Annotated in this window: 23 protein-coding genes; 7 read left to right on the forward strand and 16 right to left on the reverse strand. The window is 73.1% G+C overall.

The genetic code is table 11. The annotated features are described in order from the left end of the window. Nucleotides 1–21: 21 nt before the first annotated feature. The 3 genes from D5H75_RS36985 to D5H75_RS36995 form a co-directional block, all read right to left on the reverse strand. Nucleotides 22–1,410, reverse strand: a complete 1,389-nt coding sequence (locus tag D5H75_RS36985) for a sugar porter family MFS transporter (RefSeq protein WP_119931264.1) — start codon at nucleotides 1,408–1,410, stop codon at nucleotides 22–24. 154 nt (nucleotides 1,411–1,564) lie between these two features. Next, entirely contained in the window at nucleotides 1,565–2,569 is a 1,005-nt protein-coding gene (locus D5H75_RS36990; RefSeq protein ID WP_119931315.1) for an SDR family oxidoreductase, read from the reverse strand. A gap of 225 nt (nucleotides 2,570–2,794) precedes the next feature. Beyond that, nucleotides 2,795–3,487: a methyltransferase domain-containing protein gene (locus D5H75_RS36995; protein WP_119931265.1), complete on the reverse strand. Its 693-nt coding sequence runs from the start codon at nucleotides 3,485–3,487 to the stop codon at nucleotides 2,795–2,797. Between the two features lie 198 nt (nucleotides 3,488–3,685). Here D5H75_RS36995 and D5H75_RS37000 point away from each other — a divergent pair, with 198 nt between their 5' ends. The 3 genes from D5H75_RS37000 (at nucleotide 3,686) to D5H75_RS37010 (ending at nucleotide 6,699) form a co-directional block, all read left to right on the forward strand. Next, a complete protein-coding gene (locus tag D5H75_RS37000; RefSeq protein WP_202638877.1) occupies nucleotides 3,686–4,801 on the forward strand; it encodes a glycerophosphodiester phosphodiesterase in 1,116 nt (371 codons plus the stop codon). Between the two features lie 150 nt (nucleotides 4,802–4,951). Further along, nucleotides 4,952–5,809, forward strand: a complete 858-nt coding sequence (locus D5H75_RS37005) for an alpha/beta hydrolase (RefSeq protein WP_119931266.1) — start codon at nucleotides 4,952–4,954, stop codon at nucleotides 5,807–5,809. 53 nt (nucleotides 5,810–5,862) lie between these two features. Continuing rightward, the gene (locus D5H75_RS37010; RefSeq protein ID WP_119931267.1) at nucleotides 5,863–6,699 is read left to right on the forward strand and encodes an SDR family NAD(P)-dependent oxidoreductase; all 837 of its coding nucleotides are present in this window, start codon (nucleotides 5,863–5,865) and stop codon (nucleotides 6,697–6,699) included. 12 nt (nucleotides 6,700–6,711) lie between these two features. Here the strand turns inward: D5H75_RS37010 and D5H75_RS37015 are convergent, their stop codons facing one another. The 6 genes from D5H75_RS37015 to D5H75_RS37040 are packed head-to-tail and all read right to left on the reverse strand — an operon-like array spanning nucleotide 6,712 to nucleotide 13,666. Continuing rightward, nucleotides 6,712–8,106, reverse strand: a complete 1,395-nt coding sequence (locus D5H75_RS37015; RefSeq protein ID WP_119931268.1) for an NAD(P)/FAD-dependent oxidoreductase — start codon at nucleotides 8,104–8,106, stop codon at nucleotides 6,712–6,714. 54 nt (nucleotides 8,107–8,160) lie between these two features. Beyond that, a complete protein-coding gene (locus D5H75_RS37020; protein ID WP_119931269.1) occupies nucleotides 8,161–9,006 on the reverse strand; it encodes an ABC transporter permease in 846 nt (281 codons plus the stop codon). Continuing rightward, complete coding sequence (locus tag D5H75_RS37025) at nucleotides 9,003–9,863, reverse strand: ABC transporter permease (RefSeq protein ID WP_119931270.1); 861 nt, start codon at nucleotides 9,861–9,863, stop codon at nucleotides 9,003–9,005. The genes D5H75_RS37020 and D5H75_RS37025 overlap by 4 nt, the downstream gene beginning before the upstream one ends. A gap of 1 nt (nucleotide 9,864) precedes the next feature. After that, complete coding sequence (locus tag D5H75_RS37030) at nucleotides 9,865–11,106, reverse strand: polyamine ABC transporter substrate-binding protein (RefSeq protein ID WP_119931271.1); 1,242 nt, start codon at nucleotides 11,104–11,106, stop codon at nucleotides 9,865–9,867. Nucleotides 11,107–11,110: 4 nt separating this feature from the next. Further along, nucleotides 11,111–12,229, reverse strand: coding sequence for an ABC transporter ATP-binding protein (locus D5H75_RS37035; RefSeq protein WP_119931272.1), 1,119 nt, complete (start codon nucleotides 12,227–12,229; stop codon nucleotides 11,111–11,113). Nucleotides 12,230–12,232: 3 nt separating this feature from the next. Continuing rightward, nucleotides 12,233–13,666 (reverse strand): gamma-aminobutyraldehyde dehydrogenase, encoded by a 1,434-nt coding sequence (locus D5H75_RS37040; protein WP_119931273.1) that lies wholly within the window; start codon nucleotides 13,664–13,666, stop codon nucleotides 12,233–12,235. 231 nt (nucleotides 13,667–13,897) lie between these two features. On the opposite strand from D5H75_RS37040, the gene D5H75_RS37045 reads away from it, so the two are divergent. Next, a complete protein-coding gene (locus tag D5H75_RS37045; RefSeq protein ID WP_119931317.1) occupies nucleotides 13,898–14,389 on the forward strand; it encodes an Lrp/AsnC family transcriptional regulator in 492 nt (163 codons plus the stop codon). Between the two features lie 186 nt (nucleotides 14,390–14,575). On the opposite strand, the gene D5H75_RS42360 is transcribed toward D5H75_RS37045, so the two are convergent. Both D5H75_RS42360 and D5H75_RS37050 read right to left on the reverse strand, forming a co-directional pair. Beyond that, nucleotides 14,576–14,734 carry a hypothetical protein gene (locus tag D5H75_RS42360; protein WP_202638878.1) on the reverse strand — a complete coding sequence of 53 codons (159 nt, stop codon included), beginning with the start codon at nucleotides 14,732–14,734 and terminating at the stop codon, nucleotides 14,576–14,578. Beyond that, complete coding sequence (locus tag D5H75_RS37050) at nucleotides 14,735–15,868, reverse strand: glycosyltransferase family 2 protein (protein ID WP_202638879.1); 1,134 nt, start codon at nucleotides 15,866–15,868, stop codon at nucleotides 14,735–14,737. 303 nt (nucleotides 15,869–16,171) lie between these two features. Here D5H75_RS37050 and D5H75_RS37055 point away from each other — a divergent pair, with 303 nt between their 5' ends. After that, complete coding sequence (locus D5H75_RS37055; RefSeq protein ID WP_119931274.1) at nucleotides 16,172–16,828, forward strand: class F sortase; 657 nt, start codon at nucleotides 16,172–16,174, stop codon at nucleotides 16,826–16,828. A 23-nt stretch (nucleotides 16,829–16,851) separates the two neighbouring features. Here the strand turns inward: D5H75_RS37055 and D5H75_RS37060 are convergent, their stop codons facing one another. The 4 genes from D5H75_RS37060 to D5H75_RS37075 form a co-directional block, all read right to left on the reverse strand. Next, nucleotides 16,852–17,292 (reverse strand): DMP19 family protein, encoded by a 441-nt coding sequence (locus D5H75_RS37060; RefSeq protein WP_119931275.1) that lies wholly within the window; start codon nucleotides 17,290–17,292, stop codon nucleotides 16,852–16,854. A 35-nt stretch (nucleotides 17,293–17,327) separates the two neighbouring features. Further along, nucleotides 17,328–17,747, reverse strand: a complete 420-nt coding sequence (locus D5H75_RS37065; RefSeq protein ID WP_119931276.1) for an HIT family protein — start codon at nucleotides 17,745–17,747, stop codon at nucleotides 17,328–17,330. Further along, entirely contained in the window at nucleotides 17,734–19,329 is a 1,596-nt protein-coding gene (locus tag D5H75_RS37070; protein ID WP_147425406.1) for a DivIVA domain-containing protein, read from the reverse strand. Before D5H75_RS37070 ends, D5H75_RS37065 begins: the two co-directional genes overlap by 14 nt. Nucleotides 19,330–19,454: 125 nt before the next feature. Continuing rightward, nucleotides 19,455–20,708 carry an MFS transporter gene (locus tag D5H75_RS37075; protein WP_119931278.1) on the reverse strand — a complete coding sequence of 418 codons (1,254 nt, stop codon included), beginning with the start codon at nucleotides 20,706–20,708 and terminating at the stop codon, nucleotides 19,455–19,457. 71 nt (nucleotides 20,709–20,779) lie between these two features. On the opposite strand from D5H75_RS37075, the gene D5H75_RS37080 reads away from it, so the two are divergent. Then, nucleotides 20,780–21,712 (forward strand): GlxA family transcriptional regulator, encoded by a 933-nt coding sequence (locus tag D5H75_RS37080; protein WP_119931279.1) that lies wholly within the window; start codon nucleotides 20,780–20,782, stop codon nucleotides 21,710–21,712. A 180-nt stretch (nucleotides 21,713–21,892) separates the two neighbouring features. On the opposite strand, the gene rlmN is transcribed toward D5H75_RS37080, so the two are convergent. Further along, nucleotides 21,893–23,053, reverse strand: a complete 1,161-nt coding sequence (gene rlmN / locus D5H75_RS37085; RefSeq protein WP_119931280.1) for a dual-specificity RNA methyltransferase RlmN — start codon at nucleotides 23,051–23,053, stop codon at nucleotides 21,893–21,895. A 103-nt stretch (nucleotides 23,054–23,156) separates the two neighbouring features. On the opposite strand from rlmN, the gene D5H75_RS37090 reads away from it, so the two are divergent. Continuing rightward, a complete protein-coding gene (locus D5H75_RS37090) occupies nucleotides 23,157–24,266 on the forward strand; it encodes a suppressor of fused domain protein (RefSeq protein WP_119931281.1) in 1,110 nt (369 codons plus the stop codon). Nucleotides 24,267–24,309 lie beyond the last annotated feature (43 nt).

Consider the following 24,309-nt stretch of genomic DNA (forward strand, 5'->3'; position numbering starts at 1 on the left):
GCGCTCCCCGGGCGGCCGGGGTCAGAGCCGCCGCTGGAGGGCGCGGTCGATCTCCTCGAACGAGCGTCCCTTGGTCTCCGGCACGAACTTGATCACGAAGAGCAGCGCCAGCAGCGCGATCACGGCGAAGATCCAGAACGTCGGCCCCTGCCCGATCGCGGCCGCCACCGGCAGGAACGCCTGCCCGACGATGAAGTTGGACAGCCAGTTGACCATGGTCGCCAGGCTCGCCGCCTCGCCGCGCACGGACGGCGGGTAGATCTCGCTGTTGAGCAGCCAGAACACCGGTCCGAGGCCGATCGCGAACGACGCGATGTAGACGAGGATGCAGACCAGGGCGATCGTGCTCGCGCCCGAGCCGTGCAGCTTGGTGAACGTCAGCCCCAGCGGGATCAGCGAGATCGTCATGCCGGTCAGCGAGATGATCAGCAGCCTGCGCCGGCCGGCCTTGTCGGTCAGCGGCATCGCCACGAGCGTCATCACGACGTTGATCGAGCCGATGATCACCGAGTAGACGATGGAGTTCGAGGCGTTGAGGCCGGTGTCCTCCATGATCGTGGGCGCGTAGTAGATGATCGTGTTGATGCCCGCGAACTGCTGGAAGGCGGCCAGCGCGAGGCCGATGACGAGCGCGGGCCTGGCGCTCGACCGCAGCAGCCGCCGCCAGGAGACCTTCCCGCCGCCCTGGTCGCCGGAGGTCCGGTAGCTCCGCAGGACGCCGTCCACCCGGTCCGCCGGGACCACCTCGCACAGGACCCGGCGGGCCTGGTCCTCGCGGCCGTTGCGCTGGAGCCAGACCGGGGTCTCGGGCACGAAGAACAGCCCGATGAGCATGAGCGCCGAGACGACGATCCCGACCGCGAACATCGCGCGCCAGTTCTCCGTGCCGGCGAAGACCAGGTCCACGACGTACGACACCACGATGCCGATGGTGATCAGCAACTGGTTGGCCGAGACCAGCGCGCCCCGGATCCTGGCGGGCGCGATCTCGGACAGGTACACCGGCACGATCGCCGACGCGCCGCCGACGCCCAGGCCGAGCACGGCGCGGGCGACCAGCAGCGTCACGTAGTTGGGCGCCAGTGACGCGGCGAGCAGCCCCAGCGTGAACACGACGGCGACGCCGATCAGCAGCGGCCGCCGGCCGACGCGGTCCGCCGTGCGCCCGGCGATCAGCGCGCCCGCCATCGCCGTCAGCAGCAGGATGCTGACGACCAGGCCCTGCTCGAACGCGCCGAGGTGGAAGTCGTGCTTGATGAACAACAGCGCGCCGGAGACGACGCCGGTGTCGTAGCCGAAGAGGAAGCCGCCGAGCGCGCCCACGGCCGCCCAGAAGTACACCTTGCGCCGGTGCGGCCGCTCCTCGTCCTCGTGGTGCGTGACCGGCCTGCCGGAGAACGCCTGCGCCATCAGCGGTCACCCCCGCGCGCCGCGCCGTGCCCCATGCGGTCCCCCCGATTCATCGTGCCCCCCGTTGGTCATGCCGCCGTGCCCCCACGGCCGCCGCGAGCGCCCCCGCGCCCGGTGTACGGCTCCCGGCGCCCCCGCGCCGGCCGTACGGCCCTCAGCGCCCCCTGCGCCAGAGCCAGAGCAGGCCGCCGAGCGCCGCGGCCCCCGCTCCCATGAGGAGCTGCCGTTCGTGTTGCGAGGCCCACACCTGGGGGCTGCGGACGTGGGAGCGGTCGTCGAAGCGCCCGTGCGCCCCGAAGTCGTGCCCGCGGGAGCCGTCGGCGGGCCGCCACAGGTTCGCGGGCTGGTCCGGGTCCACCGGTTCCTTGGTCTGCTGGGACTGGTATCCGGTCCTGGCGAGGTACCGGTCCAGCAGCCCGGCGGCGAACTTGTTGGCGATCAGCGTCGCGGCCGTGCTCTCCCCCACCCAGTACTCCCGGCGCTCGGGGTGGTCGGCCGCGAACGCGACGGCGTGGGCGGCCAGTTCGGGCTGGTAGATCGGCGGCACCGGCTGCGCCTTGCGCGGCAGCCGCGTCAGCACCCAGTCGAACTGCGGCGTGTTCACCGCCGGCATCTGCACCATCGTGGCCTTGACGTTCGTGCCCTGGTGCAGCAGCTCGCACCGCAGCGAGTCGTGGAAGCCCTGGATGGCGTGCTTGGCCGCGCAGTACGCCGCCTGGAGCGGGATGCCCCGGTAGGCCAGCGCCGAGCCCACGTGGACGATCACGCCCCGGTCGCGCGGCAGCATGCGCCGCAGCGCCGCCTGCGTGCCGTACACGTAACCGAGGTAGGTGACCTCCATCGTGCGCCGGAACTCGTCCGGGTGGATCTCGGTGATCGGCGCGAAGACCGAGCTGAACGCGACGTTCACCCACACGTCGATGGGCCCGAGCTCGCGCTCGATCCGGTCGGCCGCCTCGTCCACCCGCTCGTGGTCGGACACGTCCGTCGGCACCGGCAGCGCGCGCCCGCCGGCCCGCTCGACGTCGTCCCTGGCCCCGTCCAGGCCCTCCTCGCCGCGCGCCAGCAGCCCGACGCTCGCCCCCTGCGACGCGAACCTCCGCGCCACCGCCCGTCCGATGCCGCCGCTCGCGCCGGTCACGACCACGACCCGGCCCATGTCGCCCACTCCCGTCCGCTTCCGGTCCCGTCCACCGTCGTACGGCTCGCGCGGCGGCTCGCCCCGCCGCAGGCCGTACCGCGCGATCTACCCGCCAGGGACGCGGCAAACAATCGCGGCCGGGAAGCGGGGCGAGAGCGGCCGGGCGGGCGAAGCGGTCCGGCGGGGGCGGCAGCGGGCGGACGGGGACGGGATCGGGCGGAGCGGGGATCTGCGGGACCGGCCTCAGGTGAAGAAGCGGGCCATGCGGCGATCGTCGGCGTGCGGCTGCCCGTCCTTGACCGGGACGAGGTCGGCGAACACCGAGGCGTCGTCGCGGGAGACGATCAGCGGGTACCACGCGGGGACCGTGGTGGGACGGCAGAAGTGCTTGAACGTCTGCGTGTCGATGAACCGCAGGTGGGTGGGGTCGGCGACGGCGTTGACGTGCTTCCACCAGGGGCACATGACGTGGAGCACGCCGCCGGGGCGCAGGACCCGGTGGCACTCGGCGAGCAGCGGGATGAAGTCGAGCAGGTGCTCCAGCACGTGGACGGCGAAGATCTGGTCCACCGACTCGTCGGCCATCGGGATGCCCGCGCTCAGGTCGGCCACCACGTCCACGCAGGCGGAGGGGCGGCGGTCGAGCCCGATGTTCTCCTCGTACTGCTTCTGGTCGCCGCAGCCGACGTCGATGATCACCGGGTCGCGGCCTCCGACGCGGACCCGGTCCCACACGGCCAGCACGCCGGCCTGCCGGGTGAGCATCTCCCGCAGCAGCGCGAGGTCGGCGGGGTCGGCGACCTCGCCCTCGACGTGCGCGACGGCCCCGTCGAAGCGCACCTTGACGCCGAGGTCCCGTAACCGCGGATCCAGTCGCAGCAGGTCCTCGGCGACCTCCGCGAGATGCTCGTCGATCAGCTTCTGGCGACTCACCATGCCCGGGCCCTCCCGTCGGCGCCTGTCCGTGCACGATCACTACCCGCGCGGGACCTCGGAATCACGGGCGGTGCCCGGTCTGCCACAAGGAGATCCGACTACGGGAGATCTTCGGAAATTCGGTGATGCCTCATGCATTGATCACTTCAGGCGGGCTATGCCCGAGTTACCCCCCTAGATACGCGTCCAGGGGGTTTCATGATCCGGCGAATCGGCGCCGTCGCGATAGTGGTCGGCCTCACCACCACCGCGGCCCTCATGCACGAGCCCGCGGCTCCCGGCGATCCCGGGGCTCGCACCGGAGGCCCGCCGCCCGCCCTCGCGCCCGGGGCTCCGGACTCCGGAGCGCGGTCCGGGCCCTTCCACGGCCGGGGAGTCGCCGCGGGCGTGGCCGGCCCCGCCGGCCTGGCGAGCCTCGCGGGCGCGCGCGGTCCCGGCGGCGTGGCCGTACGCCTGCCGGGCCGCGCCGCCGGCACCGCGGGGACCTCCGGCCCGCGGGCCCGGCGGGGGGCCGCGGAGCTCGGCGCGTGGGCGGCGGCGCGGGCGCGGGCCAGGGAGGCGGTCAGGCGCATCCACCGGGGCCGCCGGACCGTCGAGATCGGGCACCGGGGGGCCGCCGGGTACGCCCCGGAGAACACGCTCGCCGGGATCCGGGCGGCGCGGGCGCGCGGGGCCGACCTGGTCGAGCTGGACGTGCAGCAGACCAGGGACGGGCGGCTGGTGCTCCTGCACGACCGGTCGCTGGCGCGCACGACGGACGTGGAGCGGGTCTTCCCCGGCCGGGCCCCCTGGCGGGTCAGGGACTTCACGCTGGCCGAGATCCGCCGGCTGGACGCGGGCTCGTGGTTCTCCCCGCGGTACCGGGGCGAGCGCGTCCCCACCCTCGGAGAGGCCATGGCGGCGCTGGCGGGCGGCGGGACCGGGATCATGCTGGAGATCAAGAGGCCGCGGTGGCATCCGGGGATCGTCCGGCGGGTCGCGGCGACCGTGGCGCACTGGCACCCGCGCCCGCTGATCGTGCAGAGCTTCAGCATGCGGGCGCTGCGGGAGTTCCGCCGGTTGCGGCCGGACGTCCCCGCGGGGATCAGCGGGAGCCCGGCGCCGGGGCGGTTCCGGGCGCTGGCGCGTGAACTGGAGTACGTGGGCGTGCGCCGCCACGAGGTGACCCCGTCCTACGTCCGCCGCGCCCACCGGGCCGGGCTGCGCGTCATGCTGGCCTACACCGCGCGCACGCCGGACCAGGCCCGGCGCGTCGCCCGGCTGCGGCTGGACGCCCTGATCACGAACCTGCCCGGCCGGGTCCGGATCCGCTGACGACTCCCCCCGCTCCCGCCGTACGGCCACGGGGTACGGCCACGGGGCCCACGACCGGCGGGCGGGCGTTCCGCGCAGGGCGAACGGCCCGGCCGCCACGTGCCGGGCCGGACGCGGTTGACTGGGCGGGACGGGCGAGGAGGGGTGCTCATGGGCGGCGCGCGGCGGGTGGAGTTCGGCGCGGGCGAGGTCACGCTCGTCGGCGACCTGCGGGGACCTGAGGGCGCCGGGCTGCCGGGGCTCGTGCTGACCGGGCCGTTCACCGGGACGCGGGACCAGGTGACCGGCCTGTACGCCGAACGGCTCGCCGCGGCGGGATACGTCACGCTGGCGTTCGACCACCGGAACTGGGGCGAGTCCGGCGGCCTGCCCCGGGGGCACGAGGACCCGGAGGGCAAGCTGGCCGACCTGCGCGCGGCGACGACCTGGCTGCGCGAGCACCCGTCGGTGGACCCGGACCGCGTGGGCGTGGTGGGGATCTGCCTGGGCGGCGGCTACGCGCTGAAGGCCGCGGCCTTCGACCCGAGGCTGCGGGTGTTCGCGGGCATCGCGGGGGCCTACAACTCGCCCTACTCCATGCAGGCCGGCATGGGCCCCGAGGACTACCGGGCGACGCTCGCCGGCCTGGCGGACGCCGAGGGGGTCATGCCCGCCGTCGCGCGCGAGGGCGAGGCGGCGATGCCCGGCGACGAGCCCTACTCCTACTACGGGAGCACCACGTCGCCGCACTGGCGCGACGAGGTGACGCGGGCCTCGATCCGCGAGCTGCTGACCGTGGACCTGATGATCGGGGCGGACTTCCTGTCGCCGACCCCGGCGCTGATCGTGCACGGCATCGTGGACCGGTTCTGCTCGCCCGAGGGGGCCGAGGAGGCGTACAAACGCCTGAGCGAGCCCAAGAAGATCGTCTGGCTGGACGCGACACGGCACGTGGACCTGTACGACGCTGAGCCGTACGTCACGCAGGCGGTCGAGGCCACCGTGGAATTCCTGCGCGAGCATCTGTGAGCCCCGCGCGAGCGGGTAGGGGGAACCCTCCGCGACCAGACGGGAGTCCCCCCATGCAGGGCAAGACGTGCATCGTGACCGGCGCGACCTCGGGGATCGGCAAGGAGATGGCACGCGAGTTCGTCCGCCGCGGCGCGCGGGTCGTCATCGTCTGCCGGAACCCCGACAAGGGCGGCAAGACGCTCGCCGAGATCGGCGGCGGCGAGATGGTCGTCGCCGACCTGTCGGTGCTCTCGGAGACCCGCGCGGCCGCGCACCGCATCCTCGCCGAGCACGACCGGATCGACGTGCTCATGAACAACGCGGGCGTCCACACCCGGGCCGCCGAGACCAGCCGCGAGGGCTTCGACCTCATGGTGGCCACCAACCACCTGTCGCCGTTCCTGTTCACCGACCTCCTGCTGCCGCTGGTACGGCGGGCGGCGGGCCGCGTGGTGGCCACGGCGTCGGAGGCGCACCGCTGGGCCGACCGCCTCGACCTCGACCGCTTCGCCGAGCCGTCGGGCTACGGGCCGCTGGGCGCGACCCGGGTCTACGGGCGCTCCAAGCTGATGAACATCCTGACCACCGAGGAACTGGGCCGCCGCCTGGCGGGCACCGGCGCGACCGCCAACTCCTTCTGCCCCGGCGCGGTCGCCACCGCCCTGTTCCCCGACCCGCTCCTGCTCCGCCTGGCGTCCCTGGCCGCGCGCACCCCGCTGGTGCGCACCCCCGAGGAGGGGGCCCGCATGGGCGTGCGCCTGGCCACCGACCCCAAGCTGGCCCACGTCACAGGGAGGTTCTTCACGTCCACGCCCGCAGCGAGGCTCCTGCCCAGGGCCGGCGGACGAGGCGACGAACGCCTCGCCCGCGCCCTCTGGTCCCGCACCGCGGCCCTGGTGGGCCTCTGACGGACCCCGGGCTCAGGAGTCGAAGCCCAGCCCCAGGGCGTCGAGGGTCTTGAGCCAGGGGTTGCGGCGGCCCTGGGCGGCGTCGGCGCGGGCCAGGGACCAGCGGGTGAGCTGGACGACCGCGGAGCGGGCCGGTTCCGGCGGGAACGGGATGGGCAGGGTGCGGACCATCTTGAGGGACGTGCGCTCGGTGCGCTCCCCCTCCAGCAGGTCGAGCATGACGTTCGCGCCGAACCGGGTCGCCCCGACGCCGAGCCCGGTGTACCCCGCGGCGTACGCCAGGCGCCCGCCGTACGCCGTGCCGAAGAACCCGGAGAAGCGGCTGCAGGTGTCGATCACGCCGCCCCACGCGTGGGTGAACCGCACGTGGGCGAGCGTGGGGAACGTGTCGTAGAAGTGCCCGGCCAGCTTGACGAACGTCTCCTGGCGGTAGTCGTAGCGGGGCCTGACGAGGCCGCCGTTGTAGTAGACCGCGTCGTACCCGCCCCACAGGATCCGGTTGTCGGAGCTGAGCCGGTAGTAGTGGAACTGGTTGGCCGAGTCCCCGACCCCCTGCCGGTTGTGCCAGCCGATCGAGGCGAGCTGGTCCGGGGTGAGCGGCTCGGTCATCATCGCGTAGTCGTACACGGGCACCACGAAGTGCCCGAGCCGGCGCAGCAGCGGCGGGAACGCGCCGGTCCCCAGCGCCACCCGCCGGGCCCGCACGCCGCCGTGCTTCGTGCCCAGCACCAGCGCCGGGCCGTGCCGCCGCAGCGACCGCACCGGCGTGTGCTCGTGGACGCGCACGCCCAGCCGCAGGCAGGCCGCCTTCAGCCCCCACGCCAGCCGCGCGGGGTCGACCAGCGCGACGTCCCCGAGCTCCCACACCCCGCCCAGGTACGTCGGAGAGTCCAGCTCGGCGCGCACGGCGTCGCGGTCGAGCAGCACCACGTCGGCGCCCAGCGCGGCGGCGGCGTCGGCCTCCTCGGCGAGCCCGGCGAGCTGCCACTCCTCGGTGGCGACGTGCAGCTCGCCGGTTCGCTGGAACCCGCACTCGATCCCGTGCCGGGACACCGCGTCCTCGATCTCGTCGAGGTTCTCGCGGCCGAGCCGGAGCAGGGTGTCGATCTCGCCGGGCCACCGCTCCAGGCCGTTCGAGAGCCCGTGGGTGAGGCTGGCCGCGCAGAAGCCGCCGTTGCGGCCCGAGGCGGCCCAGCCGATCCTCCCGCCCTCCAGCAGCACGACGTCCAGCGAGGGGTCGCGCTCCTTGGCCATGAGCGCGGTCCACAGCCCGCTGAACCCGCCGCCCACGACTGCCAGGTCCGCCTCGACCCGCCCGACCAGCGCCGGCTCGGGTTCCGGGGCGGCCGGGGAGTCCAGCCAGTACGGCGTGTGCGCGGCGTCGGCGATCGCCTTGATGGGATCCACGTGTTCCAGGTCCTCCCGATTGGTGCGGTGCGGCGGCGACGGTCCCGGGGCGGGTCAGCCCCGCCGGCGGGCGCCGACCGCGTTGACGACGGCGAGGGCCGCGCCGACCGCGAAGATCAAGGTGCCCATCACGTTGACCTGCGGAGGGATGCCCAGCCGGCTCGCGCTCCACACCCACAGGGGGAACGTCTCGACCGGCCCGTTGACGAAGGTGGAGATGATGAAGTCGTCCACCGACAACGCGAACGCCAGCAGCGCGCCCGCGGTCACCGCGGGCAGGATGCTCGGGAAGGTGACCAGCCGGAACGTCTCCCACCGGCTCGCCCCGAGGTCCTGCGCGGCCTCCTCCAGCGACCGGTCGAGCGTGAGCACGCGCGCCCGCACGGTCACCGCGACGAACGACACCGAGAACATCACGTGCGCGATCACGAGCGTGACGCGGCCGAGCGGGATGCCGGTCATCAGGAACATCGACAGCAGCGACGTGCCCATGATGATCTCCGGGCAGGAGATCGCCGCGAACATGATCAGGTTGGTCAGCCCCTGCCCCCGGAACCGGTACCGGCCCAGGGCCAGCCCGATCATCATGCCCAGCGCCGTCGCGATCACCGCCGTCAGCACCGCGATGACCAGCGAGTTCACGAATCCGGCGCTGAGCCCGGGGATCTCGAACAGCCGGCCGTACCACTGGAGGGTGAACCCCTCCCAGGTGAAGTTGGTCCGGCTCCTGGTGTCGTTGAAGCCGAACAGCACCATGACCGCGATCGGCAGCAGCAGCCAGGCGATCACGATCCAGCCGTAGGCCGTGAGCAGCCGGTCGCCGAGCCGGCGGCGGCCCGGGCGCGCCGGGGACACGGGGGCGGAGGCGGGGGCGGGCCGGTCGATCGCGGGGGCCGTCATCGCGCCGCCACCTCCAGGACGTCCTCGGTGCCCAGCGCCCTGGCGTACGAGAAGATGCCGAGCAGCATGAGCGCCATCAGGATGAACGACAACGAGGCGCCCATGGGGTACTCCGACGCCCGGAACTGGTTGTAGATCACGTTGCCGATCATGGTGTTGTCCACGCCGCCGAGCACCGACGCGTTGACGAAGTCCGAGGCGGCCGGGACGCCGGTCATCAGCACCCCCGCGAAGACCCCCGGCAGCGCCAGCGGGAACACCACGCGCAGGAACGCCTGCGTCCGCGAGGCGTACAGGTCGTAGGCGGCCTCGATCACTCGCGGGTCGATGCGCTCCAGCGCCACGTAGATCGGCAGCACCATGAACGGCAGGAAGTTGTACGTCAGGCCCGCGATCACCGCGAAGTCCGTGGCGAGCACGTGGAACCCCTGCGGCAGCACGCCCGCGTCCTTCAGCGGCCCGAGCAGCACGCCCTCGTCGGTGAGCAGGAACTTCCACGAGATCGTGCGGATGACGAAGGACACGAAGAACGGCAGCAGGATCAGGAACAGGTAGCTGCTCTTGCGCCGTCCCCCCTTGAACGCGATCCAGTACGCCAGGGGGAACCCGATCACGATCGCGGCGGCCGTCGTGGCCAGGCCGTACAGCAGCGACCTGACCAGGGGCTCCCAGTGGAGGGTCACGGCGTCCACGTAGTTCTGCAGCCGGAACGTCTGCCGGAAGCCCTCGACCAGGTTGCCCTCCTGCGTGGACAGGGAGAGCATCGCCAGCAGCGGCACCGCGAAGAAGACCGTCAGCCACAGCCCCCCGGGCAGCACGAGCAGGTACGGCGCGAGCGCCGCGCGGACCCGTCGCACGTCAGCCCTCGACGACCGGGACGAAGACGGAGCGGAACTCCTTCTCCTCGGCGGGGGTCAGGTTGCGGTAGCCGCGGAACCTGGCCAGGTCCTCGGCGGTCGGGAAGACCAGGGGGCTTTGGACCATCTTCTCCAGATGGGCCTTCTCCTCGCCCTTCGCCTCGGCCGCGTGCGCCTTGACGACGTCCTTCAGCCCGTCCCAGGGAGCGATGTACTGGATGTACTCCAGCAGCTCGGCGGCGTTCTGGGGCTGGTAGAGCCAGTCCATGAAGGTGATCGCGTCCACCGGGTTGGCCGCGCCCTTGGGGATGAGCATGTTGTCGGTCCAGATCGTGGCGCCCTCGGCGGGCACGACGAACCGCAGGTCCTTGTTGCCCTTCAGGACCTCCTGGAAGGCGTCGCCCGACCAGGCCATGCACGCCCACACCTCGCCCTTGGCCACGGCGGTGATGTAGTCCTGCTCGTAGTACTTGCGGACGACGCCTTTGTCGCGCTGCTCCTGGAGACGCTCCCCGGCCTTCTTCCAGTCGGCGGGGGTGGACCTCTCCGGGTCCACGCCGCCCAGGAACATGCCGAAGTTACCCAGCTCCTGCGGGTCGGACATCATGCCGACCTTGCCCTTGAGCCGCGGGTCCCACAGGTCGGCGATCTTGGTGATCTCCCAGTCCACGTACTTGGTGTTGTACGCGATCCCGGTGACGCCCGAGGTGTACGGCACCGAGTAGACGTTGCCCTCGTCGTACGACCGCCTCTGGTACTGCGGGCCGGCGTTCTTGAGGAAGTTCGGCAGCTTGGAGTGGTCCAGCGGGGTGAGGTAGCCGAGCGCCTTGAGCTTGCCGAACTCGACGCCGTTGGTGATCACGATGATGTCGTAGCCGATGCTCTGCCCGCTGCGGAGCTGCGGCTCGACCTTGCCGAAGAACGACGGGTTGTCCTCGATGACCTCCTTGTAGGTCACCGTGATCCCGCTCTCCTTGGCGAACCGGTCGAGCAGCGGGTAGCTCTTGCCCTCGGCCTCCATGTAGTAGGCCCAGTTCGCGAAGTCGAGCCTGCCGTTCTTCACCTTGCCCGCCCAGAACCGCTCGACCTCGGACTTCCCGGCCGGCGGGGCCTTCTTGCCCTCGACGCCGCAGGCGGACAGCGCGAGCCCGGCGGCGGCCAGCCCGGTCAGCCGGAACACGTCGCGCCTGCGGGGCCGGGTCAGTCCGCGGAGAAGGGCGGGGTCGGGAGACGTAGCGTCCATGGGTTCAGCTCCCCATCGCGTAGGAGTGCCGCGGCTGCCACGACAGCCAGACCGGGTCGCCCCGCTCGGCCGAGCTGTCGGAGGAGTGCGCGTTCTGCTGGAAGACGGTCACCTCTGCCCCGTTGCCCAGGGTGACCGCGTAACTGTAGGAGGTGCCGAGGTAGACGACCTCGGCCACGGTCCCCCGCACCTTGCTCACGTCCCCGCCGGGTTCCTCCGCGGTGATGACGATCTTCTCGGGGCGCACGGTGAGGTCGATCGTGTCGCCCTCCGCCGGCTTCCCCTCGACCGGCACGAGCACCCGGTCCCCGGGCCCCGGCCGCAGTACGGCGAGGCCGTCCGCGATCCGGTCCACGACCCCGCTGAACAGGTTCGACGTGCCGATGAACCCCGCCACGAACCTGGTGGCGGGACGTTCGTACACCTCGCGCGGCGGTGCGAGCTGCTCCACGAGCCCGTCGTTCATCACCGCGATCCGGTCGCTCATCGTCAGGGCCTCGCCCTGGTCGTGCGTGACGTACACGAACGTGATGCCGACCTCGCGCTGGATGCGCTTGAGCTCGATCTGCATCGCCTGGCGCAGCTTGAGGTCCAGCGCGCCCAGCGGCTCGTCGAGCAGCAGCGCGCGCGGCCGGTTGACCAGCGCGCGGGCCAGCGCGACCCGCTGCTGCTGGCCGCCGGACAGCTCGCGCGGGCGGCGCTTCTCCCGGCCCGCGAGATCGACGATCTCCAGCATCTCGCGGACGCGCCGGTCGAGCTCGTCCCTGTCCACCCCGCGCCGCCGCAGCCCGAACGCGACGTTCTCGTACACGCTCATGTGCGGGAACAGGGCGTAGGACTGGAACACCATGTTCACGTCGCGCTTGGCCGGCGGCACGTCGGTGACGTCCTGGCCGTGCAGGCGGACGACGCCCCGCGTGGGTTCCTCGAACCCGGCGATCATCCGCATGGTGGTGGTCTTGCCGCACCCGGAGGGGCCGAGGAGGGAGAAGAACTCCCCCTCCTCGATCGCGAGGTCCACCCCGCGCACCGCCCGGACCACCTCTCCGTGGCCGGAGTACTCCTTCACGACCCCCGTAAGCTCGATCGCGGGCGTTCCCCCAGCCCGGAGCGCATCTGCCATCTATCAGTCTCCGATGTAGTGCATCACGTGCTTGATCCGGGTGTAGTCCTCAAGGCCGTACATCGACAGGTCCTTGCCGTAGCCCGAGTGGCGGAAGCCGCCGTGGGGCATCTCCGAGACGAACGGGATGTGGGTGTTCACCCAGACCGCCCCGAAGTCCAGGCGCTTGGTCATGCGCATGGCCCGCTTGTGGTCGTTGGTCCACACGCTGGCCGACAGGCCGTACTTCACGTCGTTGGCCCAGCGCACGGCCTCGTCCTCGTCGGAGAACCGCTGCACGGTGATGACCGGGCCGAAGATCTCGTTCTGCACCATCTCGTCGTCCTGCCGCAGCCCGGCCACGACGGTCGGCGCGAACAGGTACCCGCGGTCGCCGATCTGCTCGCCGCCGGCCAGCACCTCGGCGTGGCCGGGGGTGCGCTCGATGAAGCCCTTCACCCGCGCGAGCTGGTTGGCGTTGTTCACCGGCCCGAAGTCGGCGTCCTCGACGTCCAGCCCGCCGACCTTGGTGTTCTTGGCCGCCTCGACGAGCGCGGCGGTGAAGTCGTCGGCGATGCGCGGCCCGGCGAGCACGCGGCAGGCGGCGGTGCAGTCCTGGCCGGCGTTGAAGTAGCCCGCCCCGGCGATCGCCTGCGCGGCGGCCTCGGGGTCGGCGTCGTCGAAGACCACGACCGGGGCCTTGCCGCCCAGCTCCAGGTGGACGCGCTTGAGGTCCTCGGCGGCGGCCTTGGCCACCTCCATGCCGGCGCGGACCGAGCCGGTGATCGCCACCATCTGCGGCGTCGGGTGGCGGACCAGGTTCGCGCCGGTCTCGCGGTCGCCGCAGATCACGTTCAGCACGCCGGGGGGCAGGAACTCCGCGGCGATCTCGGCGAGCAGCAGCGTGGACGCCGGCGTGGTGTCGGACGGCTTCAGCACGACGGTGTTGCCGGCCGCGAGCGCCGGGGCGATCTTCCAGATCGCCATCATCATCGGGTAGTTCCACGGCGTGACCTGCCCGACGACGCCGATCGGCTCCCGGCGGACGCTGGAGGTGTGGTCGGCCATGTACTCGCCGGTGGACTTGCCCTCCAGGATCCGCGCGGCCCCGGCGAAGAAGCGGATGTTGTCCACCATCGGCGGCACTTCTTCGCTCATGGTCAGGGCGACGGGCTTGCCGGTGTTCCGGCACTCCGCGTCCACCAGCTCCTGGGCCCGCGCCTCCACGGCGTCGGCGAACCGGAGCAGCGCGACGCTGCGTTCCTGCGGGGTCGCGTCGCGCCAGCCCTCGAAGGCGGCGGCCGCGGCGGAGTAGGCGGCGTCGATGTCCTCCGGGCCGGAAACCGGCGCCTGGGCGTACGCCTCCCCCGTGCTCGGATCAATGACGTCGGAGGTCCGTCCGCTCTTGGCGTCGACGTACTCCCCGTTCACGAAGTTCTGCAGACGGCTCGTGGTCACCGTTGACCTCCCTTGAGGCGTGCGGGTCACGGCGACTGTGACAGAGCAGCGCAAACCTGGACAAGGGATTTCGTGGCGAAGATATCAAATTGCTACGAAATCGCTTGACATGACGGCAATAACTGACACGATGTCGCAGCAGTGAGACCGGTTAAGCCACGCCGGGCACCACTCCCGGTCAGCCCGGGAAGGATCGGGGCCAGGGCGTCGGGAGGGGAGATGAAGGGGAGCATGAGCACACCCCCGAAGAGCGGCCGCCGCGCCATCGGCGCCACGGCCTACGTCCTCGACGACATCTCCAAGCGGATCATCGAACAGCTCCAGATGGACGGCCGCAAGCCCTACGCCGCCATCGGCAAGGTCGTGGGCCTCAGCGAGGCGGCCGTACGCCAGCGGGTCCAGCGCCTCCTCGACGCGGGCGTCATGCAGATCGTCGCGGTCACCGACCCCCTCACCCTCGGTTTCCCGCGCCAGGCCATGATCGGCATCAAATGCGAGGGCGACCTGGAAACGGTCGGCGACGAACTCGCCGCCATCGACGAGGTCGACTACATCGTCCTCACGGCCGGCTCCTTCGACCTCATAGTCGAGGTCGTCTGCGAAGGCGACAGCCACCTCCTGGAAATCCTCGGCAAAATCCGCGCCATCCCGACCGTCCGCACCACCGAATCCTTCGTCTACCTCAAACTGCGCAAGCAAACCTATTCCTGGGGCACCCGCTGACCCTCTCCCCATCCGGTACGACGGGCGGCCCCCGCCGTACGGCGGGCACGGCACGCGGTCGCCGTACGGCGGGCACGGCACGCGGTCGCCGTACGGCGGGCACGGCACGGGGCCGCCTCGGGCGGCGGGGGACCCGGGAAACGAAAACGCCCCTCCGGAGAGGGGCGTATCGCGCGAAGGCGGGGCTCAGGCCTCGGTCTTCGGCAGGATGCGCTTGACGGCGACGCCCGCCGACACGAGCGTGAACAGCGCGAGGGCGATCCACAGGGCGTTGACGCCCGCGAACGGGGCCGCGGCGAGGCCGCCGAAGCCCGCGGCCACGCCGCCGACCGGGTTGTTGTACATCTACCATTTCCTTTCTCTGCGCCAGGCCGCCTCCCAAAAGGCCTTCGCCTGGACTACCTGCAGGAACACGTCGAACACCATCTCGACGAACAGCAGCGCGGCCACGAGCATGTGCCTCGGGCCACGGGCTCGCACGGTGACGACGCGTTCCACGATGAAGATCACGGTGACCGCGGCCCAGACCGGATGGATCCGGAGGCCGCCGGCGACCGCGATGGACCACACGGTGGTGGTCAGGTACGCGAAGATGACGAGGACTCCGGCGAGCGAGAAGAGCTGACGCCCCCAGTACGGGCGCGTCACCTTCGTCCAGCCGTAGTCCGTGAGGTTCTCCAGCGCGCCGCGCTTCCAGCGCAGCCGCTGCCGGAACAGGTCCCGCCAGGTGAGCATGACCTCGGTCTTGAGCGTGCACCTGGCCGGGGCGAGGATGCGCAGGCCCAGGTGGAGGATCGCCAGCGTGAGCTCGTTGTCCTCGGTGAGCACGCGCACGTCGTAGACGTGGCCCGCGCCCGGCAGCCGGCCGGCGCGCCGGGCCTCGACCACGCGCTGGAGCGTGAGCGCCCGGAACATGGTGGCGGTCCCGGTCAGGACCAGGGCCCTGCCCTTGAGCCTGCGCACGTCGCGGGCGTAGCGGACGTACTCGTTGCGCTGGAACATCCCGACGAGCCCGCCGCCGTCCTTGCCGGTGAACGTGCCGCCGACCGCGGCGTACCGCCCGGCCGCCAGGGTCTCCAGCCCGGCCCGGACGAAGCCGGGGTCCAGCGCCGAGTCCGCGTCCATGACCAGCACCACGTCGTCGGGGCCGAGCGTGCCGAGCAGCCCGTCGAGCACCTGGTTGAGGGCGCCGGCCTTCTTGTGCGCGTTGCCCGCCGTCTCCACGACCTCCACGCCCAGGGACCTGGCGATGTCGGCGGTCGCGTCGGCGCAGTTGTCCGCGATGACGATCACGCGGTCCGGGGCGTGCTCCTGGCCGCGCAGCGAGGCGATGCTGTCGGCGATCTGGCCGGCCTCGTCGTGGGCGGGGATCAGCGCCGTGACCCGCGCCCGCCGGATCGGCAGCGGAGGCAGGTCCGGCCCTTCGGCCTGACCGTGTCGTACGGCGGGGCCGGGCCGGGTGGCGGTCGCAGGGGTCACGTGACGGCTTCCTGGGGGAGGGCGGGCATGGCGAAGCCTCGGACCGGAGTCAGAGGGACCGCGAGGAGGAGCGCCATCGCTCAAGCGGCGAACGCCGACGGCAACCTGCGGGGGACGGTCGCGGACGAGCGGAGACGCAGGTCGGCGACGGGAGAAGCATAGCGCTATTTATCCCTTAGATGCACCTTTGGTGATTTAGATGCATCTTTGGGGAGTTTAATGATCGAAATGACTGTTTGACCGGTTCGCTGGCTATGATCGGCGGGTCAGGACGTTCCCCTCAGCTCACGACAGGCGGTCGCCATGTCCCAGCCCCGGCGGCGCCGTTCCCCCGTCGTCCCAGCCGTGGCCGCCGTGCTCGGCGCGGTGGCGCTCGCCGCGGTGCTGTGGCCGCGCGGCGAGGGCGTCCCGCCCGCCCCCGCGCCCGCGGCCGCCCCGGCAGTGGCCCCCGTCACCGCCCGGCCCGGCCCGGCCGCGCCGGCCGTCGCGTCACCCCCGGTCCCGCCGTCGCCCCCGGTGCGCCTGGAGATCCCCGGCATCGGCATCCGCGCCAAGGTGCTGAGCCTCGGCCTCAACCCCGACGGCACCCTGGAGGTCCCGCCGCTGTCCAAGGCCGAGCAGACCGGCTGGTACAACCGCGGCTCGGCCCCGGGCCTCCCCGGTCCCACCGTCATCGCCGGCCACGTGGACTCGGCCCGCGGCCCCGCCGTCTTCTACCGCCTCGGCGCCCTCAAGCGCGGCGACCGCGCCCGCGTCGTCCGCGCCGACGGCAAGGTCGCCACCTACGAGATCGACGCCATCGAGTCCGTCCCCAAGGACGCCTTCCCCACCGACCGCGTCTACGGCGCGGTCCCCCACCCCGCCCTCCGCCTCATAACCTGCGGCGGCGCCTTCGACCGCGCCACCGGCCACTACGAGAACAACACCATCGCCTACGCCCACCTCCTCTCCCTCCACTGACCCCGCGCATTCCAGGTCCCGGCCTACTCCTCCCCGGACGGGACGGGGATGCCGTTGGCCTCGGCGAAAGCCAGGCAGCGCGCCATGGTGTCCCCGACCACGCCGTAGTAACGGTCGTCCAGCGGGCTCAGCAGCTCATGGGCGTCGTCGGGCAGGTCGCCCAGGCGGTCGTCACGCTCCTCGTCGGACATCGCGGCCGGGTCGATCCCCGCGACGTCCAGCGCCTCGCGGACCAGGGCGAGAAGCCGGTCGTCGCCGGTCAGTCCCAGCGCGTGGAGCGTGCGGGTCATCTGTTCGCACGAGGTGTAGGCCAGCCAGCCGTCGAAGCCGTTCGGGGCGACCATCGCGTCGATCCAGCCGATGTCGGCCACCACGCGCTCAGCGGGCGAGAGGCGGCCGCCCGCCCCCTCCTTCTCGGCGAGGAGGACGACCAGGTCCAGGATTCGGGTCTGGGGGTCTGTCATGCCCAGACTTTACCCAGGTCAGGGGGTGCTTGGGCTCAGGGGAGGGCTTGGCGGAGTTTGCTGGCGTAGGAGGCGGCTTCTTCGGGGTTCTCGTATTTCACTCGGGGCCAGAAGAAGCCGCGGAGGCCGTCGCCCTTGGTGCGGGGGACCACGTGGACGTGGAGGTGGGGGACGCTCTGGCTCACCCGGTTGTTCATGGCGACGAAGGAGCCGCCGGCGGACAGGGCGCGCTCCATCGCGGCGGCCAGGGCGCGGGCCTGGGTGAAGAGCGGGGCCAGGAGGTCGGGGGGCAGGTCGGGGAGGGTCTCCACGTGGGCGCGGGGGATGAGCAGGGTGTGGCCCTTGAAGACCGGGCGGGTGTCGAGGAAGGCCACGGTGGTGTCGTCGGCGTGGACGACGAAGGCGTCCTCCTCACCCGCCGCGATACGGCAGAAGAGGCAGTCAGCGGGGTTCAGGGTGGTCCTCCAGCATCTCGGCTACCTCGGTCATGAAGGCGTCCACGTCGGGCACGGCGTAACCCACGCGGATCACGGTCGTGCTGAACTTGACGCCGCGGACGTCCTCCGCCGTCAGCGGCCGCTCCGCCGTGCCCCGCAGGGTGTCGGCGACGCGGTCGAGGAACTCGTCCACCTCGCGCTCGTCGTACCCCATACCGAGCCGCCGCAACGAGAACTTCACGCCCTCGACCCGCGCGACCCGCCGTTCCACCTGCTCGCGGGCCGCCCCGCCCGCGTTCGCGCCGCGCAGCAGCGGGTCCGGCCGCATCCGGGCCCCCGTCTCCACAGCCGCCGCGGGCCGCGCCACCAGCTCGTCCGTGCGGGGCGTCGCGGCCGCCCACCCCGGCGTCCCCCGCCGCGGGGTCTCGTCCGCGTCCTCCTCCGGGGGCACGGGCCACCGGGGCCCCCGCCCCACCCGCACCTCGTCCCCGGCGTCCGCCGGCGGCACGGGCCATCCGGCCCCGGCCCCCGGCTTCTCCGCCGGCTCCGCCGCGTCGTCCTCGTCCCGCGCGTCCGGGGCCGTCGCGGGCGGGGCCGGTCTCGGCTCGGGTACGGCTCGCGCCCGGCGCTCCCCCGGCTCGTCCCCGGCGTCCGCCGGAGGGAGGTCGCCCATCCTGGGCCGGGCCGCCTGCCGTTCGGCCGCCTCGCGGACCGCGTCGGCCCAGCCGGTGCCCGTGCTCTTGCGCCCGGTCGCCGGCTCCGCCTCGGCCCGGGCCGGTCGCGGCTCCTTCCGGGGCTCCGGCCGCGATCCCGCCGCCTCCCGGTCCTCGGCCTCCTCCGCCCGCGAGGACCAGAAGGAACCCGCGCCGGCCGGGTCCGGGGTCCTCGCGCCGGTACGGCGGTCCGCGCCGCGGCCGGGCATCTCCGTCGCGGCCGGGATGACGTCGGTCATCTCCGCCTCGTCCTCCGCGGGGGCCGCGGGCGCGGGCCGTACGGCGGAGGCGGGGCTCGCCGGGGTGGCGCCGGTGTCCTCGGGGCCGGCCGCGCGGCGGGGCCGCCACGTGTCCTCGTCCCCCTCCCAGGATTCCGGGTGGCGGTGCCGCCAGGCCCCCGCCCCGGTGGGGTCGTCGCTCTCGGCCGGAGGCATGGGCCAGGGGTCGCGGGCGGCGAGCGCGGCCTCGTCCCCGGGCCGGACCCGGGGGTAGGGCGGGTACGGCGGGGCGTCGGTCGGCCCGGCCGAGCCCCGGGTGAGGGCGCGCGGCGGCCGGGGGTACGGCGGCGCGTCCGGGTGGCGGGGACCCGGGGCCGGGGCCGCCTCGATCGCCTGGCGGGCGGCGGGCGGGCGCGCCCCGGGAACCGCCGGATCGGCGGCGCGGGCCTCCAGCGCGACGATGAAGGCCTCCAGCGCGAAGTCCACCGCCATCTCGTTGTATCCGCCCATGCGCACCTTGAAGCGCACGTCGCGTACGTCCTGGGCGGTCACCGCCGGGCCTTCGAGGGGGGCGCGGCCCAGCGTCGCCAGGATCCGGTGGATGAAGCGATCCACCTCGTCCACGTCGTAACCGGGCCGAATCAGCGTGACGCGGGGGAATCGGTGCACCCGTACATTCTGATGTTCACGCGCCCGGCAGGCGAGGGTCTTCACCCCGCCGTGACCAATGATCCACTTCCCGCCCGGCCGGAGGTCCCCGCCGCGTCACGCCGTACGGCGGGAGCGGGCGCGCCTCAGACCCCCGCCGCGACGGGCGGGCCCCCGGCGAGCGGATCCGGTACGGCGGGGCGGGCGCGCAGGCGGCGGACCGGAGCCGTCAGGAGGAGGGCGGCGGACACGGCCACGGTGGCGGCGGCGGAGACGAACAGCAGGTCACGTGGGGAGACCACCGCCGAGACCGGCCCGACGAGGGCCTGCCCGGCGGCGACCCCGGACACCGACCCGGCGATCTCGTACGCGGTGACGCGATTGAGTACGGCGTAGGAGACCTGCGTCTGGACGCTCGTGGACCACATCACCGACCAGAACGCCCACGAGCAGCCGCCCGCGAGGTGCCCGGCCATGAGCAGCGGCAGCGGCGACTCCAGCGCCACGACCAGGGGGATCAGCGCGAAGCCGAACAGCGCCACGCCCCCGGCCGCCAGGGGCCTGGACGGCCGCAGGACCATCGCCGCCAGCCCGCCGGCGACGGTGCCCACGCCGAGGGCGGCCATCGCCCAGCCGTACGCGGCCTCCCCCAGCCGCTCCCCGATCAGCCGCGAGCCGAGCGGGATGGACGGCCCGAAGACCAGCAGCCCGAAGAACACCCAGATGATGATCACCGACCACATCCAGCTCCGGCTCCGGAACTCCCGCCAGCCCTGCCGCGCGTCCGCCAGCAGCGCGGGCCGCACCGCCGCCGCCCGGGCCCGCGGCAGCCGCCGGATCAGCGCCAGGCACACCCCGCTGACCAGGAACGTCGCCGCGTCCAGGGCGTACACCGCGCCCGGCCCGGTGAGCGCCATCAGCGTCCCCGCCACCACGGGCCCGCCCACCTGCGTCGCCGCGTCGGCGATCTTGAGGGTGGCGTTGGCGCGCTGCGGGTCGGCGGCCACGAGCGGGACCATCCCGTTGACGCCCGGCTGGAACATCGCGGCGGCCGTGCCGGACAGCAGGGAGGTCGCGAGCAGGAGCCACAGCGGCGGGGTCCCGGTGAGGAAGGCGGCCGCGAGCACGCCCTGGGCGGCGAAGCGCACCGCGTCCGCGCCCACCATCATGGCCCGCGCCCCGATCCGGTCCGCGAACACCCCGCCCAGCACCACGAAGATCACGAACGGCGCGGTCCACAGCGAGAGCACGTAGCCCACCGCCGCCACGCCGTAGATCTCGCCGACGGCCAGCGCGGCCGCCACCGGCATCATCGCGTCGCCCAGCAGCGAGACCGCCCGCGCGGCGAAGTAGAAGGAGAAGTCCCGGGTCCACAACCGGGAACCGATCACAGGAGCCATTCCCCCGATTGTGGACACACGCCACCTCGCCCACAGGAGCCCGGGATGTCGCCATCGGGTACTTTCGTGCCATGCGGCATCGTGTGGTGGCCCTGATCAGCCCGCCCCAGGAGATGTACCCCGTGACCTGCGCGGCGGCGGTCTTCGGCGACCACGGGAAGGACATCCCCCGGCACTACGACTTCCGCCTGTGCGCCGAGCGCCCCACGTCCGTCCCCACGACGATGGGCGTGGACGTCACCGTGCCGCACGGGCTGGAGGCCCTGGACGACGCGGGCACCGTCCTCATCGCGCACTCCAGCGGCCGGGCGTCCCCGGACGTCCTGCGCGCCGTCGCCGCCGCCCACGCCCGCGGCGCGCGGATCATCGCGGTCTGCTCCGGCGTCCTCGTCCCCGCCGAGCTCGGCCTCCTGGACGGCCGCGACGCCTCCGTCCACTGGGAGCTGACCGAGGAGGTCGCGCGGCGCTTCCCCCGGATCCGCCCCGACGCGTCGGTCCTCTACGTGGACCACGGGGACGTGATCACCGCGGGCGCGTCGTCCACCATGATCGACCTCTGTCTCCACCTGGTGCGGAAGGACCACGGCGCGGCTCTGGCCATGCGCGTCGGACGCCAGATCGCCGCCGCGCCCCACCGCGAGGGCCGCCAGCGCCAGTACCCCGACCTGCCCACCGCGGGACCGGCCGCCGACGCCCTCGGCCCGCTCCTGGAGTGGATCACCGACAACCTGCACCGCCCGCTCACGATCGAGGACATGGCGGCCCGTTCCGGCGTCTCCCCGCGGACGCTCAGCCGGCGCTTCACCGAGCAGCTCGGCGTCTCCCCGGGCCGCTGGCTGCTGGAACGCCGCCTCGCGCACGCCCGCGCCCTCCTGGAGGAGACCGACCTGCCCGTCGAGACGGTCGCCCGCCGCTCCGGCCTGTCCTCCGCCGTCAACCTGCGCCGCCGCTTCCACGCGGCCCTCGACACCACCCCGGCCACCTACCGCCGCGCCTTCCGCTGACCCCCGCCGTACGGCTCCCGCGACCGCGGCGTCACGCCGTACGGCCACCGCACGGCCGCCATGCCGTACGGCGGCGCGCGGCGGGCGGCGTCGGCCGTACACGCACGGACGCCCGCCGGGCCGGGGCCGGGTGAGGGCGGCCAGGCCGGGCGGGCGTCCGGGGGGATCCGGGTCAGCAGGTCATTCGGCGGCGGCGAGCTGGCCGCAGGCGCCGTCGATCTCCCGGCCCCGGGTGTCGCGGACCGTCACCGCGACGCCGTGGGACTCCAGCCGGTGGACGAAGGCGCGCTCGTCCTCGGGACGGGACGCGGTCCACTTGGAGCCCGGGGTCGGGTTCAGCGGGATGAGGTTGACGTGCGCGAGGCGGCCCTTGATCAGGCGGCCCAGCAGGTCGGCCCGCCATTCCTGGTCGTTGATGTCGCGGATCAGGGCGTACTCGATGGAGACGCGGCGGCCGGTCGTGCGGGTGTAGGCCCACACGGCGTCCAGGACCTCGGCGACCTTCCACCGGTTGTTGATCGGGACGAGCGTGTCGCGCAGCTCGTCGTCGGGGGCGTGCAGCGACAGCGCGAGCGTGACCGGCAGGCCCTCGTCGGCCAGCTTGCCGATCGCGGGCACCAGGCCGACCGTCGAGACGGTGACGTTGCGGGCGGACATCCCCAGGCCGGCGGGGGCCGGGTCCACGAGGCGGCGCACGGCCCCGATCACGGCCTTGTAGTTGGCCAGCGGCTCGCCCATGCCCATGAAGACGACGTTGCTCAGCCGCCCGGGGCCGCCCGGCAGCTCGCCGTCGCGCATCGCCCGCGCGCCCGCCACGACCTGCTCGACGATCTCGCCGGTGGACAGGTTGCGGGTCAGGCCCGCCTGGCCGGTGGCGCAGAAGGGGCAGTTCATGCCGCAGCCCGCCTGCGAGGACACGCAGATCGTGGCGCGGTCGGGATAGCGCATGAGCACCGACTCGATGAGCGTGCCGTCGAACGCCCGCCAGAGCGTCTTGCGCGTGGTGCCCGCGTCGGTGGCGATGCTGCGCACCTCGGTCAGCAGCGGCGGCAGCAGTTCCGCGCCGAGCTTGTCGCGCAGCGCCGCCGGCAGGTCGGTCATCTGCTCGGCGCTGGAGTTCAGGCGCGCGAAGTAGTGCCGCGAGAGCTGGTCGGCCCGGAACGGCTTCTCCCCCAGCTCCGCCACGGCCTCGCGCCGCTGCTCGACGGTGAGGTCGGCGAGGTGGCGCTTCGGCTTGGCGCGGCGCGGCGCGACGAAGGTCAGCTCCCCGGGCTGGGTGCGGCGGGGCGCCGGCGGAGCGGCCTCGTCGACGGACTCGGCGGCGGGCACGGAGGAGGACATACAGGCTTCCAATTTCTCAGATAGTGACGCTCGGCGGCGTGGCGATGCCGGTTGCGGCGTGATACGGCGGCACCGGCCTCCCTCTCATCTAAAGTCCAGATCCATGGCGATATTCCGGACAGGCGGGACGGCTCCGGAAGGCACGCACGTCGTGGTGTCGGACATCAGCCCCTACGGCAGCCGCGACCTCGTCGTGGAGTACGACGGAGTCACCTCGGTAGCGTACCTGCGCGACCCGGCGAGCGAGGCCGTGCGCGGGGCGGTCTGGCTGGCGAACCACGTCCCCGCGCCCGCGGCGGTGGACCTGGGCCGCGTCAGCGCCGGGATGGTCCCGCCGATGCCCGCCTCCGCCACCCGCCACCCCTCGGGCCGCCCGCCGCTGAACCCGGCGGAGCTGGGCGTCCTGTGGTTCGAGGAGGGCGACGGCGTGGCCCTGCTCGAACGCGGCGAGCTGCTCGCGGTCATCCCCGGGTGGGGCGACCCCGCGCGGGGCATGCCCGGGTACGCCAGGGACGCGCTGGGCGAGACCCCCCTCGCCTGGCCCCTCGCCGAGGCGCTGGAGGGGCTGGGCCCCCGGGTGGACAAGGCCGGGTCCTACTGGCGGTGGCGGCGCGGCGAGGGCGCGTGGGAGACGTTCCAGCAGTTCATCATGGGTCACCTGGACACCCGCCTGGGCCCGGGAGCCCGCTACTGGGACGCCGGCGGGGACCTGCTGCCCACCGTCGGCATCACCGAGCACCCGCCCGCCCGCGACCGGGCGTACACCATGCTCTCCACGGTCGGGATGAGCTGCCAGCGCATGCCGACCGTCGAGCAGTACGTCGAGGACCCGGGGTCGTACGCCCGGATCGAGCTGGCCATCGCCACGCGCGGGGACAGCAAGCAGGCGGCGCGGTTGTTCCTGTGGCTGGCGCGTTATCCCTGGCACTCGGTCACCTGGCTGGGTCACGGCCACACCGCCAAGTGGTACCACGAGCCGGCGACCTTCCCCCTCGGGCACGCCTGGCAGGGGGTCCTCATGCTGGCGGACGTGCGCCGCCTCCCGGGCCCGGAGGTGCCCGACCTGTCGGGCTTCTCCTTCGGCGGCGACCCCGTCACGTGGCTCTGGCTCATCCCCATCACGGAGGCCGAGCGCCGCATCGCCACCGAGCGCGGCCACGAGGCGCTGCGGGCCCACCTCACCGCCCAGCGCCGCTCCTGGGTCGTCGGCTGACGCCGGGCCGGCCAAGGAGCCGCGGGCTGACGCCGGGAACGCC

Origin of the sequence: Bailinhaonella thermotolerans, from assembly GCF_003594875.1 — a bacterium.
Classification (GTDB): Bacteria; Actinomycetota; Actinomycetes; order Streptosporangiales; family Streptosporangiaceae; genus Bailinhaonella; species Bailinhaonella thermotolerans.

What these genes read in the sequence shown, in the direction of transcription:
- D5H75_RS37035 (WP_119931272.1), bottom strand. Translation starts at nt 12,229, where the DNA reads ATGGCAGATGCGCTCCGGGCTGGGGGAACGCCCGCGATCGAGCTTACG.
- D5H75_RS37030 (WP_119931271.1), bottom strand. Translation starts at nt 11,106, where the DNA reads ATGGACGCTACGTCTCCCGACCCCGCCCTTCTCCGCGGACTGACCCGG.
- D5H75_RS37000 (WP_202638877.1), top strand. Translation starts at nt 3,686, where the DNA reads ATGATCCGGCGAATCGGCGCCGTCGCGATAGTGGTCGGCCTCACCACC.
- D5H75_RS36995 (WP_119931265.1), bottom strand. Translation starts at nt 3,487, where the DNA reads ATGGTGAGTCGCCAGAAGCTGATCGACGAGCATCTCGCGGAGGTCGCC.
- D5H75_RS37080 (WP_119931279.1), top strand. Translation starts at nt 20,780, where the DNA reads ATGCGGCATCGTGTGGTGGCCCTGATCAGCCCGCCCCAGGAGATGTAC.
- rlmN (WP_119931280.1), bottom strand. Translation starts at nt 23,053, where the DNA reads ATGTCCTCCTCCGTGCCCGCCGCCGAGTCCGTCGACGAGGCCGCTCCG.
- D5H75_RS37020 (WP_119931269.1), bottom strand. Translation starts at nt 9,006, where the DNA reads ATGACGGCCCCCGCGATCGACCGGCCCGCCCCCGCCTCCGCCCCCGTG.
- D5H75_RS37060 (WP_119931275.1), bottom strand. Translation starts at nt 17,292, where the DNA reads ATGACAGACCCCCAGACCCGAATCCTGGACCTGGTCGTCCTCCTCGCC.
- D5H75_RS37055 (WP_119931274.1), top strand. Translation starts at nt 16,172, where the DNA reads ATGTCCCAGCCCCGGCGGCGCCGTTCCCCCGTCGTCCCAGCCGTGGCC.
- D5H75_RS36990 (WP_119931315.1), bottom strand. Translation starts at nt 2,569, where the DNA reads ATGGGCCGGGTCGTGGTCGTGACCGGCGCGAGCGGCGGCATCGGACGG.
- D5H75_RS36985 (WP_119931264.1), bottom strand. Translation starts at nt 1,410, where the DNA reads ATGGCGCAGGCGTTCTCCGGCAGGCCGGTCACGCACCACGAGGACGAG.
- D5H75_RS37075 (WP_119931278.1), bottom strand. Translation starts at nt 20,708, where the DNA reads ATGGCTCCTGTGATCGGTTCCCGGTTGTGGACCCGGGACTTCTCCTTC.
- D5H75_RS37005 (WP_119931266.1), top strand. Translation starts at nt 4,952, where the DNA reads ATGGGCGGCGCGCGGCGGGTGGAGTTCGGCGCGGGCGAGGTCACGCTC.
- D5H75_RS37010 (WP_119931267.1), top strand. Translation starts at nt 5,863, where the DNA reads ATGCAGGGCAAGACGTGCATCGTGACCGGCGCGACCTCGGGGATCGGC.
- D5H75_RS37045 (WP_119931317.1), top strand. Translation starts at nt 13,898, where the DNA reads ATGAGCACACCCCCGAAGAGCGGCCGCCGCGCCATCGGCGCCACGGCC.
- D5H75_RS42360 (WP_202638878.1), bottom strand. Translation starts at nt 14,734, where the DNA reads ATGTACAACAACCCGGTCGGCGGCGTGGCCGCGGGCTTCGGCGGCCTC.
- D5H75_RS37090 (WP_119931281.1), top strand. Translation starts at nt 23,157, where the DNA reads ATGGCGATATTCCGGACAGGCGGGACGGCTCCGGAAGGCACGCACGTC.